The organism is Lactobacillus delbrueckii subsp. delbrueckii DSM 20074 = JCM 1012 (assembly GCF_001433875.1).
Taxonomy (GTDB): Bacteria; Bacillota; Bacilli; order Lactobacillales; family Lactobacillaceae; genus Lactobacillus; species Lactobacillus delbrueckii.
This window is the reverse complement of sequence record NZ_AZCR01000031.1, coordinates 1-16,544: the sequence shown is the minus strand read 5'-3', so window position 1 is coordinate 16,544 and position 16,544 is coordinate 1. Positions and strand designations below refer to the sequence as shown.

13 protein-coding genes and 2 pseudogenes are annotated in these 16,544 nt (G+C 50.5%); 3 read left to right on the top strand and 12 right to left on the bottom strand.

Annotated elements, in window-relative coordinates; translation table 11 throughout:
• A partial coding sequence (locus tag FD23_RS05505) for a transposase (RefSeq protein WP_057717953.1) occupies positions 1-343 on the top strand: 343 nt, incomplete at its 5' end.
• A gap of 82 nt (positions 344-425) precedes the next feature.
• On the opposite strand, the pseudogene FD23_RS05500 reads toward FD23_RS05505, so the two are convergent.
• Positions 426-1,403: pseudogene (locus FD23_RS05500) on the bottom strand (5-methyltetrahydropteroyltriglutamate--homocysteine S-methyltransferase); the annotation flags it as partial.
• A 404-nt stretch (positions 1,404-1,807) separates the two neighbouring features.
• On the opposite strand from FD23_RS05500, the pseudogene FD23_RS05490 reads away from it, so the two are divergent.
• Positions 1,808-3,594, top strand: a pseudogene (locus FD23_RS05490) (oleate hydratase).
• A 158-nt stretch (positions 3,595-3,752) separates the two neighbouring features.
• On the opposite strand, the gene FD23_RS05485 reads toward FD23_RS05490, so the two are convergent.
• The 11 genes from FD23_RS05485 to FD23_RS05440 form a co-directional block, all read right to left on the bottom strand.
• The gene (locus FD23_RS05485; protein WP_025895849.1) at positions 3,753-4,124 is read right to left on the bottom strand and encodes a hypothetical protein; all 372 of its coding nucleotides are present in this window, start codon (positions 4,122-4,124) and stop codon (positions 3,753-3,755) included.
• A gap of 100 nt (positions 4,125-4,224) precedes the next feature.
• Positions 4,225-5,445 (bottom strand): MFS transporter, encoded by a 1,221-nt coding sequence (locus FD23_RS05480; protein ID WP_025895848.1) that lies wholly within the window; start codon positions 5,443-5,445, stop codon positions 4,225-4,227.
• A gap of 250 nt (positions 5,446-5,695) precedes the next feature.
• On the bottom strand, positions 5,696-7,033 hold the full coding sequence (gene glnA, locus FD23_RS05475) for a type I glutamate--ammonia ligase (RefSeq protein WP_025895846.1): 1,338 nt from the start codon (positions 7,031-7,033) through the stop codon (positions 5,696-5,698).
• Between the two features lie 150 nt (positions 7,034-7,183).
• Positions 7,184-8,188, bottom strand: coding sequence for a methionine gamma-lyase family protein (locus tag FD23_RS05470; protein ID WP_025895844.1), 1,005 nt, complete (start codon positions 8,186-8,188; stop codon positions 7,184-7,186).
• A gap of 5 nt (positions 8,189-8,193) precedes the next feature.
• Positions 8,194-9,111, bottom strand: coding sequence for a tRNA (adenosine(37)-N6)-dimethylallyltransferase MiaA (gene miaA / locus FD23_RS05465; protein WP_052933712.1), 918 nt, complete (start codon positions 9,109-9,111; stop codon positions 8,194-8,196).
• Between the two features lie 80 nt (positions 9,112-9,191).
• Positions 9,192-9,593 (bottom strand): rhodanese-like domain-containing protein, encoded by a 402-nt coding sequence (locus FD23_RS05460; protein ID WP_002879265.1) that lies wholly within the window; start codon positions 9,591-9,593, stop codon positions 9,192-9,194.
• Between the two features lie 62 nt (positions 9,594-9,655).
• Complete coding sequence (locus tag FD23_RS05455; protein WP_003614169.1) at positions 9,656-9,883, bottom strand: YqgQ family protein; 228 nt, start codon at positions 9,881-9,883, stop codon at positions 9,656-9,658.
• Complete coding sequence (locus tag FD23_RS05450; protein WP_025895840.1) at positions 9,883-10,554, bottom strand: rhomboid family intramembrane serine protease; 672 nt, start codon at positions 10,552-10,554, stop codon at positions 9,883-9,885. The genes FD23_RS05455 and FD23_RS05450 overlap by 1 nt, the downstream gene beginning before the upstream one ends.
• A complete protein-coding gene (locus tag FD23_RS05445) occupies positions 10,547-11,119 on the bottom strand; it encodes a 5-formyltetrahydrofolate cyclo-ligase (RefSeq protein ID WP_025895838.1) in 573 nt (190 codons plus the stop codon). Before FD23_RS05445 ends, FD23_RS05450 begins: the two co-directional genes overlap by 8 nt.
• Before the next feature lie 53 nt (positions 11,120-11,172).
• Positions 11,173-11,322, bottom strand: coding sequence for a 50S ribosomal protein L33 (rpmG, locus tag FD23_RS09360; RefSeq protein WP_002879260.1), 150 nt, complete (start codon positions 11,320-11,322; stop codon positions 11,173-11,175).
• 86 nt (positions 11,323-11,408) lie between these two features.
• Entirely contained in the window at positions 11,409-13,523 is a 2,115-nt protein-coding gene (locus FD23_RS05440) for a peptidoglycan D,D-transpeptidase FtsI family protein (protein ID WP_052933713.1), read from the bottom strand.
• Between the two features lie 85 nt (positions 13,524-13,608).
• Between FD23_RS05440 and FD23_RS05435 the strand changes: the two genes are divergently transcribed.
• Positions 13,609-16,191, top strand: coding sequence for a YfhO family protein (locus FD23_RS05435; protein ID WP_025895836.1), 2,583 nt, complete (start codon positions 13,609-13,611; stop codon positions 16,189-16,191).
• Positions 16,192-16,544 lie beyond the last annotated feature (353 nt).

Below are 16,544 nucleotides of genomic sequence, written 5' to 3'. Positions count from 1 at the left end.
GTACCCTGAAGCCGAGAAGATCATTCTTGTCATGGACAATCTTAATACGCACAAGCCATCCTCACTATATAAGGCTTTCAACCCGGAGGAAGCACGTCGAATCATCAAGAAGCTTGAGATTCACTATACTCCCAAGCATGGCAGCTGGTTAGATATCGCTGAAATTGAGCTAAATGTGATGACCAGACAGTGTCTTTCTAGAAGAATCCCGGATATTGAGACACTACGCGAAGAATTGAGCGCTTGGGAAAGTGAGCGAAATAATAGCTATGCTTTGGTAAACTGGCAGTTTAGAACTTCGGATGCACGTATCAAACTTGCATCTTTGTATCCAAAGCTATAGCACTAAACATACTTAAGATATCAGTATGACACTACACTAGCTTGCACAGGAGTTTTTCTGTAATCCTTAATCAGTTTAGTTTTTATTCGCCCCAAACTTCGTCAGCGACTTCCTTGATGAACTTCAGCTTGTTCCATTCCTCTTCTTCAGTCAAGGTGTTGCCCTCTTCAGTTGACGCAAAGCCGCATTGCGGACTGAGGCAGAGGTTTGCCAAAGGCACATAGCCGCTGGCTTCCTTTAAGCGGGCGATGACCGCGTCCTTGTCTTCCAATTGGCCAAACTTGGAAGTTACCAGACCCAAGACGAGCTTGACATTTTCCCGGCCGTTCCAGATCTGCTTGATTGGCGCCAGGTCACCGGATCTGTCTGAGTCGTATTCCAGGAAAAAGCCATCGTAGTTCAGCTGGGCCAGGTAAGGCGCAACCGGTTCATAGCCGCTGGAGAAGAGGAAGGTGGACTTGAAGTTGCCCCGGTAGATGTGGGTCGTTACCGTCAAGTCTTCCGGCAGGCCTTCCAAAGCAGCGTTGATAACCGTTACCGCGCTTTCAGCCAAGTGGACGTACTTGGCATGCTCTTCTGGATTGTCCTGGCTTTCATTGAGCTTGCTGATCAAAAAAGCCCAGGTGGTGTCGTCGATTTGCAGGTAGCGGCAGACGAGATCGTAAAAGTGCTTGATGGTTTCGTTGTAGGCCTTGCCTAAGTCAGCCAGGTAGTCTTCCCAGCTAGCGTAGAATTCTGGCCAGTTGTCAGGCCGGTTATCTCTGAAGAGCATGGTTGGTGAAGGAATAGTCTGCTTGGCTACCGCGTCCCCGGCCGCCTTTTGGGTGAAAAGGAAGTGGTCAAAGAAAGGATGGTCTGGGTTGTAGGCTACCTTGCCGCCCAATTCAGCATTGTCAGTCCGGGTCTTGACCCCATGGAACTTATAGCTTTATTGGTAGTCGTACTTGATTCCCCCTTTAAGCCCCCACAAGAAGTCCAGGTGCCACCAGCTGCGGCGGAATTCACCATCAGTTACGGCTTTAAGGCCCACTGCCTTTTCCTTTTCAACCAGGTCGCTGATCCACAAGAGGCACTGGAGCAGCAGAAGACCTGGATGGGTCAAGGTCCGCTTTGACCAGAAAAGGGAAATTAATTCACTGGAAATTGTCAAAAAAATCCCTGCTCCTAAACCAATCAGTAAACTAAATATGCTGGCGTAAACAAAAGCCAGGCTTTTCAACCCTTTCATATGCAATATCCGCTCCAATCCTTAATCTGCATCATTCCATGATAACAAATTTCCTTAGCAACTTGAAAGCTTTTTCCCCCTCCTCCCTCCAACTTAACTTTTCTTATTCAATCGAAATTATCTATACTGGTACCCAATATTTTTAGAAAAACTTTATTTGAAAACTTTTTCTATAAATGCTGGAATGCAAGGTGAAAATCAGAAAACAGTTAGCAAGTTAATATGAGGTGAATGAGATGTATTATTCAAACGGTAATTACGAAGCATTTACTGACGCTAGAAAGCCAAAAGACGCTGACAAGAAAAGCGCTTATGTCATCGGGGGCGGCCTGGCCGGCTTAGCTGCCTGCGTCTTCATGATCCGCGACGGCTACATGGATGGCAAGAAGATTCACTTGCTAGAAGAAGAAGCCCTGGCCGGGGGTTCCCTGAACGGGACCAAGCGGCCGGAATACGGCTATATCATCCGGGGCGGCTGGGAAATAGAAAACCACTTTGAATGCCTTTGGGACATGTACCGGTCAATTCCATCTTTGGAAATTCCTGGCGATTCCTACCTGGACGAGTATGCCTGGCTGGACAAGGATGACCCTAGCTCATCCAACTGCCGCCTGATCCACCACCGAGGCGACCGGGTGCCAACTGACGGCCAGTATGGCCTGGGCAAGTGCACCGGGGAAATCGTCAAGCTGGTCATGACCCCGGAAGACAAGCTAGAAGGAGTTTCAATTGAAGATTTCTTCTCTGATAAATTCTTTGAAACCAACTTCTGGGCTTACTGGGCAACCATGTTTGCCTTTGAAAAGTGGCACTCAGTCATTGAAATGCGCCGCTACGCGATGCGTTTCATCCACCACATCGACGGCTTGCCGGACCTGTCAGCCTTGAAGTTCAACAAGTACAACCAGTACGAATCAATGACCAAGCCCCTTTTGGCCTACCTGGAAAGCCATGACGTTGACATCTGCTACAACACCCAAGTTGAAAATGTCGTAGTTGATACCAGCAACGGCGAAAAGGTTGCCAAGAAGTTGCCAAGAAGCTGATCCTCACCAGAGACGGGGAACACCAGGAAATCGACCTGACCCCGGACGACCTGGTATACGTGACCAATGGGTCAATCGTTGAAAGCTCAACTTACGGCACCCACCACACTCCAGCGCCGATCACCCACAAGCTGGGCGGGTCTTGGCACCTGTGGCAGAATCTGGCTGAACAAGACGAATCCTTTGGCCACCCGGAAGTCTTCTCCGAAAACATCCTGGAAAGAGCCTGGTTCGTTTCCGCGACCATGACCATGAAGGATGCTACTCTGGAGCCATACTTTGAACGCCTGACCAAGCGGGACATCCACCAGCACCGGGTCAACACGGGCGGGATCATCACCGTAACTGACTCGGGCTGGATGCTCTCCTTCACCATCCACCGTCAGCCGCACTTCAAGGACCAAAAGGAAAACGAAACCGTTGTCTGGATCTATGCCCTTTACTCTGACACCCCAGGCAACTACATCAAGAAGCGGGTCGTTGACTGCACGGGTGAAGAGATTACGGAAGAACTCCTCTACCACCTGGGCGTGCCAGACGATTTGATCAAGAAGTATGCCGGCGATGACTATGTCAACACTGTTCCGGTTTACATGCCTTACATCACTGCTTACTTCCAGATGCGGAAGAAGGGCGACCGGCCGGCAGTCGTGCCAGATGGTTCAGTCAACCTGGCCTTCATCGGCAACTTCGCTGAATCTCCGACCAGAGACACGGTCTTCACCACTGAATACTCAGTCCGGACCGCCATGGAAGCCGTCTACACCCTGCTGAACGTTGACCGCGGGGTACCGGAAGTCTTCAACTCCGTTTACGATATCCGGGAACTTTTGAAGGCAACCTACTACTTAAACGACAAGAAGCCAATCGACCAGATGGACCTGCCGCTGCCAAAGATCGCGGTCAAGGGGGCCATGAAGAAGGTCCAGGGCACTTGGCTGGAAGAATTGCTCAAGGAAGCCAAATTGCTTGAGTAGGCAAATTAAGATATAAACAACTATAAACTACAAAGGTCTGATTCCATATTTCGGAGTCAGACCTTTATTTTTATAAAAAAGCCCTGCACAAGCGTGCAAGGCTTCTTACCTTCTCATAGAATATCTATTTTTTCTTTTATCTTCTTCCTCCTGACTTTTTAAGCAATAAAGGAAATCATGATTTCCAGCTGCATCAAGGCATTGATGGCGCCAGGCAAACTTTCTTCACTGATTGTCTGCTCAATCACGGCATGGTCTTCATCAAAGTCAAAACCAGCGGCCATAATCATCCCGGCCGCGTACTCGTTCAAATCCTCGTTTTCTTCCAATGGGTTGTACTTGAACATGAGGTATCCGTCATCAGTTACCGTGTACTGGTCCCCGTTTTTTTCGACCAGGACAAAAGGCTTGCGGCCATAGGCATCAACCAGTTCGTTTTCCACCTGGAAAACCGTGTCTGACCAAGGCTTAAAAACTGTCTGTCCCGCCAGCCAATTGATGTAGTCTGCCTTCAATTTCTCGATTTCCATTATTGTTTTCTTCCTTCCAAAAAATTTACGCTTTCATTCATTATAGCTAATTGGGAGGCAAAAGAAAAACCAGCCTGGCGGCTGGCTTAATTTTTTGATTTTAGTGATTATCAATTGCCCCGTTCAGGCGCTTGCGCCAAATCAGGTAAACGATCAAGGCCAAAGGTACCACGATCAGCTGAACCAGGTAGAACCAGCGGCCCGGCAGAGCCTTGGCCACAACCCCGGCCAGCATCGGCCCAAAGGCCATGGCGATGTCCAGACCCAGGTAAAAGGTGGAGCTGCCCAGGCCCTGTTCATTGGCCGGTGACAAAAGCAGGGCCGTTGACTGCAGGACGGAGTAGATCAAGCCATAGCCGACCGCCATCCCGGCCGCCCCCAGGGCCATCATCCAGTTGCTGCTCATGTAAGCCAAAAGGACCAGGTAAATGGCCGTAGCCACCAGGCTCAGCCAGAACCAGACCCCGAAGCGGACCGTGTCAAAGTAGTTCTTGAGGAAGGTCCGGATCAAGAGCAAGACGATGGCGTAGATGAAGAAGTAGCTCCCTACCGCCACTGGCATGTGCATCTTGGCCACGTAAGTCACGATGTCGGCCTGGGTGACGAAGTATGGAATCCCGAAACAGGTCGTCAAAAGTGCTACTGGCAAAGCGTTGACGGAGATCATCTTGAACTGCTTCTTTTCTTTTTGCCGAGGACTAGGAACAGCCCGGTTGCCGACGAACTGGATAATGATGATCATGATCAAAGTTGCCGCGGCTGGCAGCATCATGGTTTTCCGGTAGCCAATCACCTTATAAAGGTTGATGGAAATAGCCGGGGCAATGGACATGGCCAAAGCATTCATCAGCCCGTACAAACCCATGGCAGACCCGACGTGCTGGCGGGGAACCAGGAAGGCGATCCAGGTGGTCATGCAGACCGTGCAAAGGACAAAACCAGTCCCGTTGATGATTCTAAACAAGAGCAAGAGCTCCCCGTTAGGCGAAACAATATAGCCCACGATCCCGATAAGGATCAGCACCCCGCCGATAAAAGACAGCTGGTACTTGGAGAACTTGTCAGTCAAGTTGCCGGCGATTGGCCGGAGAAACATGGCCGCGAAGCTCATAATCCCCACGATCACCCCGGCTAAAATGCTGCTAGCCCCCAGGCTTTCAGCATAGCCGTTGATCAATGGGTTGTTGAACATGGTCCCGAACAAAAACAGGAAGGAGGCGGTCATGACCAAGATGACGTCTTTGGAATAAATCGACTTGCTCTTTTCCTTCTCCATCCGCCCCGCTTTAGCCGGGGAAACACTTGCGCTCTTGCTGCTCACTGTATAACCTACTTTAGTCTCAATCAATAATAATGATTTTTGCTTAAAAACAAATTAGATTTTACCATATTTTTCCCCTCTGCGCTAAGGCTGGCAAAAATCTCTTTGCCTTTTTTCGATTATCCAGCAGTAAAGCGCTAGCAAGCGCCAGCTTGATTAAGATAATTACGTCTGATTTCTTCATAAGAAAAAAGCCTGCGCAAAAGGCAGACTTTCTGATTAGTCAATGACAAACATCGTATTCTGAACTTTAGTAGTTGAAGTAGCGCTTTACTTCCCATTCTGAAACTGATTGGGTGTACAGAGCCCATTCAGTTTCCTTCAATTCCAGGAAGCTGTCAACGATGTGTTCGCTGAAGGCAGACTTTACGACTTCGTCTTCCTTGAAGGCCTTGATAGCATTGTGCAGGGTTGATGGCAATGGCTTGATGCCCAGTTCCTTGCGTTCGTCATCAGTCATTTCAAACAGGTTGGAAGTCACAGGTGCCATTGGCAGCTTGCCTTCCTTGATCCCGGTCAAACCAGCCTTCAAGCAGGCTGACAAAAGCAGGTATGGGTTAGCAGTTGGGTCAGTTGACCGCATTTCCAAACGAGTGCCGACTTCGTTGGCGTTAGGAATCCGGACCATTGGTGACCGGTTCCGGCTAGCCCATGAGATGTAAACTGGGGCTTCAAAGCCTGGGATCAGCCGCTTGTAGGAGTTGACCGTTGGGTTAGCCACGCAGGTAATAGCGCGGGCGTGTTCCAGAATCCCGTTCAAGAAGGTCAAGGCAGTAGTTGACAGGTGGTATTGGCCATCCTTGTCGTAGAAGGCGTTCTTGCCGTCCTTGAGGAGGGACATGTTGGTGTGCATCCCGTTGCCGGCCAAACCTTCAACTGGCTTAGCCATGAAGCTTGCGTGCAGGTGGTACTTGCGAGCGATAGTCTTGACAACCATCTTGAAGGTTTGCAACTTGTCAGCAGTTGCCAAGGCGTTGTCGAAGCGGAAGTCGATTTCCTGCTGGCCATCGCCGACTTCGTGGTGGGCAGCTTCTACGCGGAAGCCCAGCTTTTCCAAAGTTTCCACGATTTCCCGGCGGCACTTGGCGCCTTCGTCTTCAGAAGCCATGTCGAAGTATGAGCTGTGGTCGGAAACCTTGGTGGTTTCTTCCCCGTTCTTGCCTTCCTTGAAGAGGAAGAATTCAGCTTCAAAGCCGATTTCAAAGTCGGAGAAGCCCATTTCTTCCATTTCCGCAATAACCTTCTTCAAGTTGTTGCGTGGGTCACCTTCAAATGGAGTGCCGTCTACGTTGTGAACTGAGCAGACCAAGCGGCCGATCGTGCCTTCTTCAACAGTCGTCCATGGCAGAACTAACCAAGTTGCCAGGTCTGGGTACAGAATCATGTCGCTTTCTTCCAGACGAACGAAGCCGTCGATTGATGAACCGTCAAAACGGGTTTGGTTGCCCAAGACGTCGTCCAATTGGCTGACAGGAACTTCCAAGTTCTTCAGCGTACCGTTAATATCAGTGAAGGCCAAACGCAAAAAGCGAACGTTCTTCTCTTCTACATCTTTGCGGATCTCTTCTTCAGTAATTACCTTGCTCATGTTCTCACCTTTAAAAATCAAGAATAAATTTACAATCAACTAATCAATTGGCTCTGTGCTAATCGATGCTTTAAAAATACCACTCTAACCACGTGAGGTCAAATTGGTCTAAAGACTTTTTTAATAAAAAAGGACTTTTAGCCATTTCCCTTAAAAAAATAAATGATTTACGGCATTTGTAATTGCTATTCTATCGTGAGCATAAGTTAGACCACCTTGCATGTAGAGGGCGTAAGGCGGCCGGATCGGGCCATCTGCTGAGAAGATCATCCCCTTGATGGCTTCACCGGTTGTGTGCGGAGCCAAGAAGAAGCCTTCATAAAACTCGTGCATGTTGGTCAAGGTGGCCCCTTCTTCCTTGCCGATCCCCGGAGCCGTCAAGCGGATAGCCGCGTTTTCAACCAGTTCCTCTTTGCCGACGATGTAGCCGCCAGTCTGGGCGATCCCGCCGCCGGCGTTCTTGATCAAGGAGCCGGCCATGAAGTCGACCCCGTATTCAGTCGGCTCATGCTTTTCAGAAAATTCCCCATAGCAGTTGTCGACGAAGACCAAGCTTTCTGGGCTGACCTTTTTAACAAAAGCAGTCATTTCCTTGATCTGGTCAACCGTGTAGCTCTGCCGGGTGTCATAGCCCCTAGACCGCTGGATGACCACGATATGGGGCTGGTCGCGCTTGAGGACCTTTTCCGCTTCTTCGTAGTCAACCCCGCCTTCTTCGTTTAAAGGCACGTAGGAGAAGTTGATCCCCTTCTGGATCAAGGTCCCCCGCTTCTTCGGGGCCAGGCCGATCACCTGCTGCATGGTGTCATAAGGCATCCCGGTCAGGTAGGTCAAAGTTTCACCTGGCAAAAGGTTGCCGTCTAACGCCACGGCCAGGGTGTGGGTACCGGAGACGAACTGGGGCCGGACCAGGGCGTCTTCAGTCTGGAAAACCTGGGCATAGATGGCTTCCAGCTTTTCTCGGCCGATGTCATTGTCCCCGTAGCCGTTGTTGGTCCCCTTGAGGTCAGCTTCCGCCACCTGGTGGTCGACAAAGGCCTTGAGGACCTTTCCCTGGTTATAGACCACCTGGTCGTCAATTTCCCGCAGGCGGGGGGCAATTTCCTGGTCAACTTCAGCCAGGATTGCCTTTAATTCTTCTGGTAATTTTCTCATTTTTCTTACTTCATCCATTCTTCTATTCTGACAGCAATCCGGTTAGCGCAGTTGGGATCCGTCAAGGGATCATACCACTCAACCGGCAATTTATTCCTAAAGTAAGTCAGCTGCCGCTTGGCATACCGCCTTGAGGCCGTCTTAAGGGCCGTCACGCAGGCTTCCAAGCTGGCCTCTCCTGCAAAATAAGGAAAAAATTCCTTATAGCCGATAGCCTGCAGGACCTGGTGCTCGCCTGCCCGGTGCTCGTAGACAAAGCGGGCCTCTTCTAACAGCCCGGCCTCCATCATCAAGTCCACTCTCTGGTTGATCCGCTGGTAGATGGCCTCCCGGTCACTGTTTAAGCCGATGATCAAGTAGTCATAGCGGGGCTTAATTTCTGCCTGTTGCTTGGAAAAGAGCCCGCCCGTCCGGCTGATCACGCTGAGGGCCCTAAGGCTTCTTCGGCTGTTGGCCACCGGGATCTTCTTAGCAGCTTCCGGGTCTTTCTTGTTTAATTCCTCCCACAAGGCCTGGGGGCCGTTAGCTGCTAAAAAGTCTTCCCATTCCGAATCCACGCTGGCTGCTTCTTCTTCCTTGTCCCCCAGCTGCATGTCATTTAAAAGGGCATTGACGTAAAAGCCAGTCCCGCCTGCGATAATCGCCAGCTTGCCCCTGCCCGCGATCTCTCCGATGGCGGACCGGGCCTCATCAACGAAATTTTTTACGGAAAAATCCTCAAAGACCGAGTGGGCATCCACCAGGTAGTGCTTGACTTCTGCCTGCTCTTCCCGGCTGGCCTTGGCCGTGCCAATGGCTACTTCTTTGTAGATCTGCATGGAGTCCCCGGAGACGATCTCCCCGTCCAGTTTCTTGGCGATCTCGATAGCCAGGCTGGTCTTGCCCACGGCGGTCGGCCCGACTATGGCCACTACTTTCTGCATAAAATCCTCCTGCAATTTTCTCTTCTATCATCATAAACCAAAAAAGCCTGCTTGAGAAATTTTCTCAGCAAGCTTTCAGCTTAGTTCTTGGCTGCCTTCTTACGGCCGTCCCATTGGGAGAAGCCGTCCTTGAGGTAAAAGACCTTGGCAAAATTGTGCTTGCGCAGAATGCTGGCGCAGCGCAGGGTCATGGTCAAAGAGTCCGAGTAGAGGTAGACCGGCAGGTCTGGCCGCAGTTCGGTGTATTGGTACTTGAACATGGTATATGGGATGTTTCTTGCCCCATCAATATGTTCATGCTTGAACTCATTGGCTTCGCGGACGTCGATGATCTGCGCCTTCCGCATCCCGGCCTTGAATTCTTCGTTGGTCAGCTCCCCGCCCAGGCGCTTGGCCTGGATCCGGTTGTAGGCCCAGAAGCCCAGAAAGCCCAGCAGGATGACGCCCAAGATGACGTCAAGAACGATTAAAAAATTGGTCATGTAAAAAAGCTCCTTCTTGCAAGTCTTATCTCATAATAACGCTAAATTCAGCCTGGGGCTAGCTAGTCCAGCCTTTTTTCCCGCTCAAGCCGTTCTTCGTATTCGTGCTCATGCTTTAAGACCAGTTTCGCGTTTAAATAGATTTTTTTCTCTAAGAGGCCTGCCTTATACAAATTGTCTAATTCAATCGCCATTAATTCGATGTCCCACTTCCGCTTGCCCAAGTGGACCAGGATGCCGTATTTTTTCAAAAGCTGCTGGACATCGTAAAGATTTTTCAAAACAGTCATTATACCGTCACTGCCATTCCTAAACGCAAAATTAAAACCACATAGACAATCAAGCCAGCCGCGGCCAATAGCCGGCCGCCCTTGCCGTAGCCTTTATAGGTCGCGTCACCCAGGATTACCGCCAGCAAGGCCCCGGTGATCAAACCGCCCAAGTGGCCCAGAATATCCACGTCAGGCATGAAGACGTCCAGGACCAGGTTGATGACCGCTAAGGCCAAAGCCTGCCGGCCCAGGAAGGACAAAAGGGTATTGTCTTTATCCTTAAAGCCGGCGCAGGTCATGGCCCCAAAGAGGCCAAAGAGGGCAGTTGAGGCCCCGGCACTGATGGCCTGGTCATTGCCAAAAGCCAAGGTTAAAAGACTGCCGCCCACCCCTGACAGCAGGTAGATCAGCAAAAAGCGCCAGTGGCCAAAAACCGGCTCAGCGTACTGGCCGATATAGTAGATCATAATCGCGTTGGAAGCGATGTGCATGATCCCGATATGGAGGAACTGGGCGGTAAACAGGCGCCACCACTGTCCTTCCATAACCACGGCCGGGTTGAACATAGCCCCCATTTTCAGCAAAACAGAAGTGCTCTCAGAACCGCCCATAAAGGTTTCCACCAGAAAAACGGCAAAGAGGACCACAACCAGCGCGGTTGTCATATAATTACGCCGCAGATTATTCATCACCGGCCTCCTTTACAATAATCAAATCATCCATGGCCTGGTCATGGTCTTCCATTGGCCAGACCGGAGTCTTAAAGTACATGGCTGAGTTGACCAGGGCCAGGGTCTGGACGGAATTTTGGGCCAAAAAGCGGTCGTAGTAGCCCCCGCCAAAACCAATCCGGCTCTTGCCCGCCGGACTGAAGGCCAGGCCGGGAACAAAAAGCAGGTCCAAGGCGTTATCAGCTTCTTTTTCTTCCGCCAGCTCCCAGACCCCGAACTTGGTCTGCATTAAGGGAGCGCCTTCGTCCCATTTTAAAAAGTCCAGCTGCCAGCCGGGATGGCACTTAGCCAGATAGAGCTCCTTACCCTCTCCCCGCAGCTCTTTAATCAAGCCATTTATGTCCACTTCCAGCAGCATGGGTAGGGTCAGGCCAATTTTTTTCGCCTCCTGGACCAGGGGATGCTGCAGGGCCAGGGAAGTCAATTCCTGGTCTTGCCTTTTTTTAGCCGAAGTCTTGGCGAAATCCGCCAGCCGCTGCCTTTGCCAGGAGCGGAAAGTCTTCTTGTCCATCAAAGCAGTCACGCCCTCACTTCCTGCAAAATAAAAAAGCAGGCCTTTCGACCTGCTGTCTTTTATTACTTAGTCTCGCGGTGAAGAGTTACCTGTCTTTCAACTGGGCAATACTTCTTCAAGGTCAAACGTTCCGGATGCTTACGCTTGTTCTTCTTAGATAAGTAACTTCTGTCGCCACATTCGGTGCATTCTAAAATGATGTTGTCTGCCATTATTTTCACCACCTACAATTAATATCTGACTGTACAATCATAACATTTCCAAGGGCAAAGAGCAAGTTATCTTGCCAAATTAACTATTAATTTGTGCTTGAAAACTTTCCCTTGTACATATTGTAGTAAGTCGTCACCATCGACTTGGCCATGTTCTTGTTGTAGTTGCCTTCCTTATTCGGATCGATGCCGACAAAAACAACCGCGAAAGCAATCTGCGGGTGGTTAGACGAAGCCCAGCCGGCCATGGTTTCGTTAATCAGTTCCTTATCAGTCGACTTCTTGGTCTTAGTGTTGTAGTAGAATGTCTGGGCCGTACCGGTTTTAGCGGAGATCGACGGCTTGACATTCTTCAAGGCATGCGCTGTCCCCCAAGCGTTGGACCCGTGAACGACCTGGTAGAGCCCCTGCTTGATGACAGCCAGCTCATCCGCTGTCCAAGGGATCTTGAACTGGACAGTCGGCTTCTTGTTATAGTAAGTATAAAAGTGCTTGCCGTCGCTGCTGGTTCTGCCGATAGACTGGACAACGTATGGCTGCATCCGGTAGCCCCCGTTGGCAATCGTTGAAATATACTGAACCAGCTGGATTGGGGTATAAGCATCATAGTTCCCGTAGGATTCGTCGAGGACTGACCCAGACAGGATGATCCCGTTGGAGTCAGTTGATGCCCCTTGGATACCGGAGCTTTCACCTGGCAGGTCGATCCCGGTCTTTTGCCCCAAACCAAACATGGCAAAGTTGTTTCTCAAGGTCTCAAAGGCCGTATCCGGCATGTGAATGTACTGCTTGGCCACATAGCTGGCCTTCACCCAGCGCAGGGTCAACTGCATCATGTAGATGTTGGAAGATACTTCCAGGGCGCTGGCCGCCGTCAAGGAGCTGAAAGTCCCGGTCGGGTAAACAGACTTCTTGACCGGAGTACCAGGCAGGTAGATGGCCGTATCCGGCAGGGTGTTGTTGGTTGGGGTGATGACCTTATTGATCAAGCCCCCGGCCACCTGAGCCCCCTTGACAACAGACCCCATAACAAAGGACTGGTTGATGTTGCCCAGGGCGTTGTCCGTGATCTTGCCCGTTGATGGGTCATGGCTGATCCCGGACATAGCCAGGATCGCCCCGGTATTCGGGTTCATGGCGATCGCGTAAGCCCCGCTGGACAGGCTGGCCGCCCCGGCCCTCAAGGCAGAGTTAAACTGCTGCTTGAGGGCCTTGGTTACGGCTGCTTGGTACTTGGCGTCAATCGTCAATTTCAGGCTGGCCCCGGACTGGCCCTTGTAAACCTGCTTGGTCTTGGTGATTTCGTTTCTGGAGTTGCTGGTGACCTTGTAGCTGGCTTTGGTCCCCTTCAAGAGGGCCTCGTATTCCTTTTCCAGGTAGGAAATCCCGACCCGGTCGTTTCTGGAATAGCCATTGACCAGGTAGTATTGCAGGTTGTCCCTCGGCAAACCAGTCTTGGTCGTGGAAACTGACCCGATGATACTTTTGATTGAAGACCCGTTCGGGTAGTAGCGGTTCCAGTCAGTCCCGATCCCGACCCCCGGCATGGAAGACAGGTGCTCGCCGACCTGGGCGATTTCCTTGTCGCTGAGGCCGCTACTCTTTAAGTTGATCGTCGACAAGGTTGTGGCCCCTGACATCATGTTATACAAGAGGGCGGCCGTCTTTTCCTGGCTGGTTAAAGACGGCTTAAGGGTGTTTTCGACGTAGGCCACTTCATTGTCGTTGATTTCTGAAGTCGACAGGCTGGACTTCTTCTGGGACTTGGGCAAGGCAGCCAGGACTTTCTTGGCCCGGCTGCTGTCAGCCAGGTAATAATCGGCAATTTGTCTTTTTGTCGGCTTTTCGTCGGTAATTTTTATATAATTACTAAGGGTATTAGCAACCTTGTACATCTCTTTGGAAGTCGTTGACAGGCTGCGCATGTAAGTAATCGCGTTCTCAGCCTTGTTGCCGACCAGGACCCGGCCCTGGGAGTCGTACATGACTCCCCGGGGGACAGACTTGGTCATGGTCTTTTCGTCGGTGGCGTTAACCTCCGCGGAAAAGCGCGAACCGTAGAAGAGCTGCAAGTATGCTAATTGGCCGATTAAGGCCGCGAACAAAATTAAGATGACCCCGACCAGAATCTTCATTCTGAGAGGGGTGTTTGCGGTTTGACTACTGTTGCCAGTTCCGCTATTCTTTCTAAAATAACTCATGATAAAACCATCCTCACTAACAAGTAATTTTAGCAAAAAGACCCGCGCAATTCTATCATTCAGAAGAGGAGTTAGCCAATTCTTAATGTACATGTCCAAAATAAAACGTTTTTTTCAAGAATTCGGCCTTAAGCAGCTTTATGCCTGCCTGGCCTTCGCCCTGCCGGCCTTGATTTTCGCCGGTTACTTCCTCAGCAAGAAGGGCAATATTCTGACCGTCGACCTGGGCCAGCAGTACGTTGACTTTCTGGCCTACTACCAGCAAAATCTCTTTAAGGACCCAAGCAAGTTGATTTACAGTTTTGCCAGCGGCCTGGGCGGCTCCATGCTGGGGACGGACAGCTACTACCTGCTCAGTCCCTTTAACCTGCTCTTGCTCTTTTTCCCGCAGAAGTTTCTGCCCCAGGGGATCCTTTTGGTCATCTCCTGCAAGATCGGAGCTATCGGCCTGTCCGCCTACCTAGTCTGGGGAAAGAAGTACCAGCTGGCTAAGGAATACGTTCTGGCCGCCAGCTTGTCCTTTGCTCTCTGCGGCTTTGTGGTCGCCAACAATTTGAACTTGATGTGGCTGGACAGCCTGATCCTTTTACCCTGGCTGCAGGAAGCTATTGACCGCCTTTTATCCGGGGAGAAAAATCACCTGGTCCTAATTACCTTCCTGCTCTGGCTGACCAACTTCTATACCGGCTACATGACCCTGCTCTTTGGCCTGCTCTATTTGCTAGTGAGCCTGGCCACGAACAGGGAGCCAAAGAAGCGTTTTTGGGCCTACTTCAAGGGCAGCTTCTTTGGCAGCTGCCTGGCCGGGGTCAACCTCTGGCCGACTTTTCTGGAACTTTTAGCTGGGAAAACTGATGCCGACATCAGCTGGAAGCTGAACTTCCAGTTTCCGCCCTACCAGCTAATCGCTAAATTTATCGACGGGGCTTACAGCTTCCATGAAATGTCGGACGGCCTGCCCAACATCTTCATCAGCTCCTGCTTTGCCCTCTTGGCCCTGCTCTTTATCTTTAATTCCCAGTTCAGCAAGCGGGAAAAACTGGCCCGGGGTCTGCTTTTGGCCTTCCTGGTCTTGTCTTTGTCCTTTACCCCCCTGGTTTTGATCTGGCACTTGGGCCAGTTCCCGGTCTGGTACCCGGCCCGGTTCAGCTTCCTGGTCTCCTTCTATGCCTTGAACCTGGCCCTGGAAAACATGGACAGGGAACCCGGCTTCAATCTCCAGCAGAAGATCCTGGCCGCCCTTTTGGGGGCCAGCGTCTCCATTTACCTAGCTATCAACCCGGACAAGCTGGAATTTATCCGGCAAGACGGACAAGTCGCGACCGGCCTCTTCCTTTTGGCCAGCCTGCTCTTCATTCTCTTTATTTACGGCCAGCACTATTTAGCCGGCCACTACGCCTTGCTTTTGGTCGTTTCGGAAGTCACGGTCAACTTGATTTTTTCCTTAAACGCGATTTCCTACCAGGAAAACAAGAACTATGCCAAGTTTGAAGCCAACGTCAACCAGGCGACCAGCTACCTGGCCAAGACCGACTCCAGCCTCTACCGGACAGAGAAGAGCTTCAGCCGGTCAGACGATGACCCCTTCACTGGCAACTATTACGGAATCACGACCTTTAACTCCATCAGCAATTCCAGCACTTCCAACCTGCTCAGCCGCTTAGGCTACGTCCACAACAGCAACTCTTACACCAACCAGGGCGGGACGCTTTTGACTGACGCCTTCCTGGGAGTCAAGTACTACCTGGAGCCGAATTATTCTTATGACGGCATTTCAGCCGCCCAGCGGATGCCTTATGACAACTTGAACCACCGGGCTGATTTGAGCAGCTATTATCCAATAAAGCAGTTCAAGCAGATCAGCATTTTAAAAAACAAGCAGGCCCTGCCTTTGATTTTTGCCAGCCAGAGCGGGCAGAAAAAGGTCAAGTTCCTGGATAATGACCCGGTTCACAACCAGCAAAAGCTCTGGGAAAGCCTGGGCTTGTCCGGCCAGCTTTTCAAGAAGGTCAAAAGCAAGATCAAGCTGACCAACTTGAAAGTGAACCAGTCCAATCCCCTGGTCTTTAAAAAGGCCAACTCTGCCAAGCCAGCTTCCGTCACCTTCAGCTTGACGCCAAAGAGCAATGACTCCTACTATCTGCAGCTCCCGGACGGCTTTGACTTCAAGACCGCCAGCTTAAGCATCAACGACATCTTCTACAACTACGAGAGCCGGGACTGGCAGATCCGCCTGGTCAACATCGCCAGCCAAAATAAAAAGTCCAAGATCAAGGTCACTTTTAACTTGACCAATTCGACCCTGGACTTAACTGACCTTATCTTCTGGCACTTTAACAATTCCGCCTTCAAGGCCGGGATCAAGCAGCTGAAAGCGCCGGAACTTAAGTTAAAGCAGACTGGCTTGCAAATTTCCAGCCAGACTTTTAAGAGCCAAAAGAAGCTCTGGATCACGACTATTCCATATTCCAAGAACTGGCTGGTCTATGACAACGGCAAACGGGTCAAAACCAGCAAATACGCTGCCAGCCTCCTGGCCTTCAACTTAAAGGGGGGCAAGCACCAGCTGACCCTGGTCTATTTGCCGGTCAGCCTGATTGCCGGCAGCTTGATCAGCTTGGTAACTTTGGCTGTCTACCTGCTTTTGAAAAAGAAACAGAGAATTTAAACAGTAAAACATACTAATCTGGTGTTGGATGATTACTCGACGGAGTAGTCGTTCAACACTTTTTCTTTTACTATATAAAGTGGAGATGAAGCCAATGCCGTGAGCTCTTTGGACACATGATGTCGTAAATAAAACTGGCAGCTTCACCAGTCAATTGAGAATCTCGTCTAAGTATGTTGGCTGTTAAAGTCCTGTTGAGAAAATTAGATCTAATTGAATTGGGTGAAGACAGCTCATCTCCGAGTAAAGCGGAGGTTTATTCTTATGGATTTATTGAAAACTGTTTTCGGTATTGATGTTAGCAGCCGGAAGTCTAACGTATGCATTATGGTCAATGGCCAAAAAGTTAATGA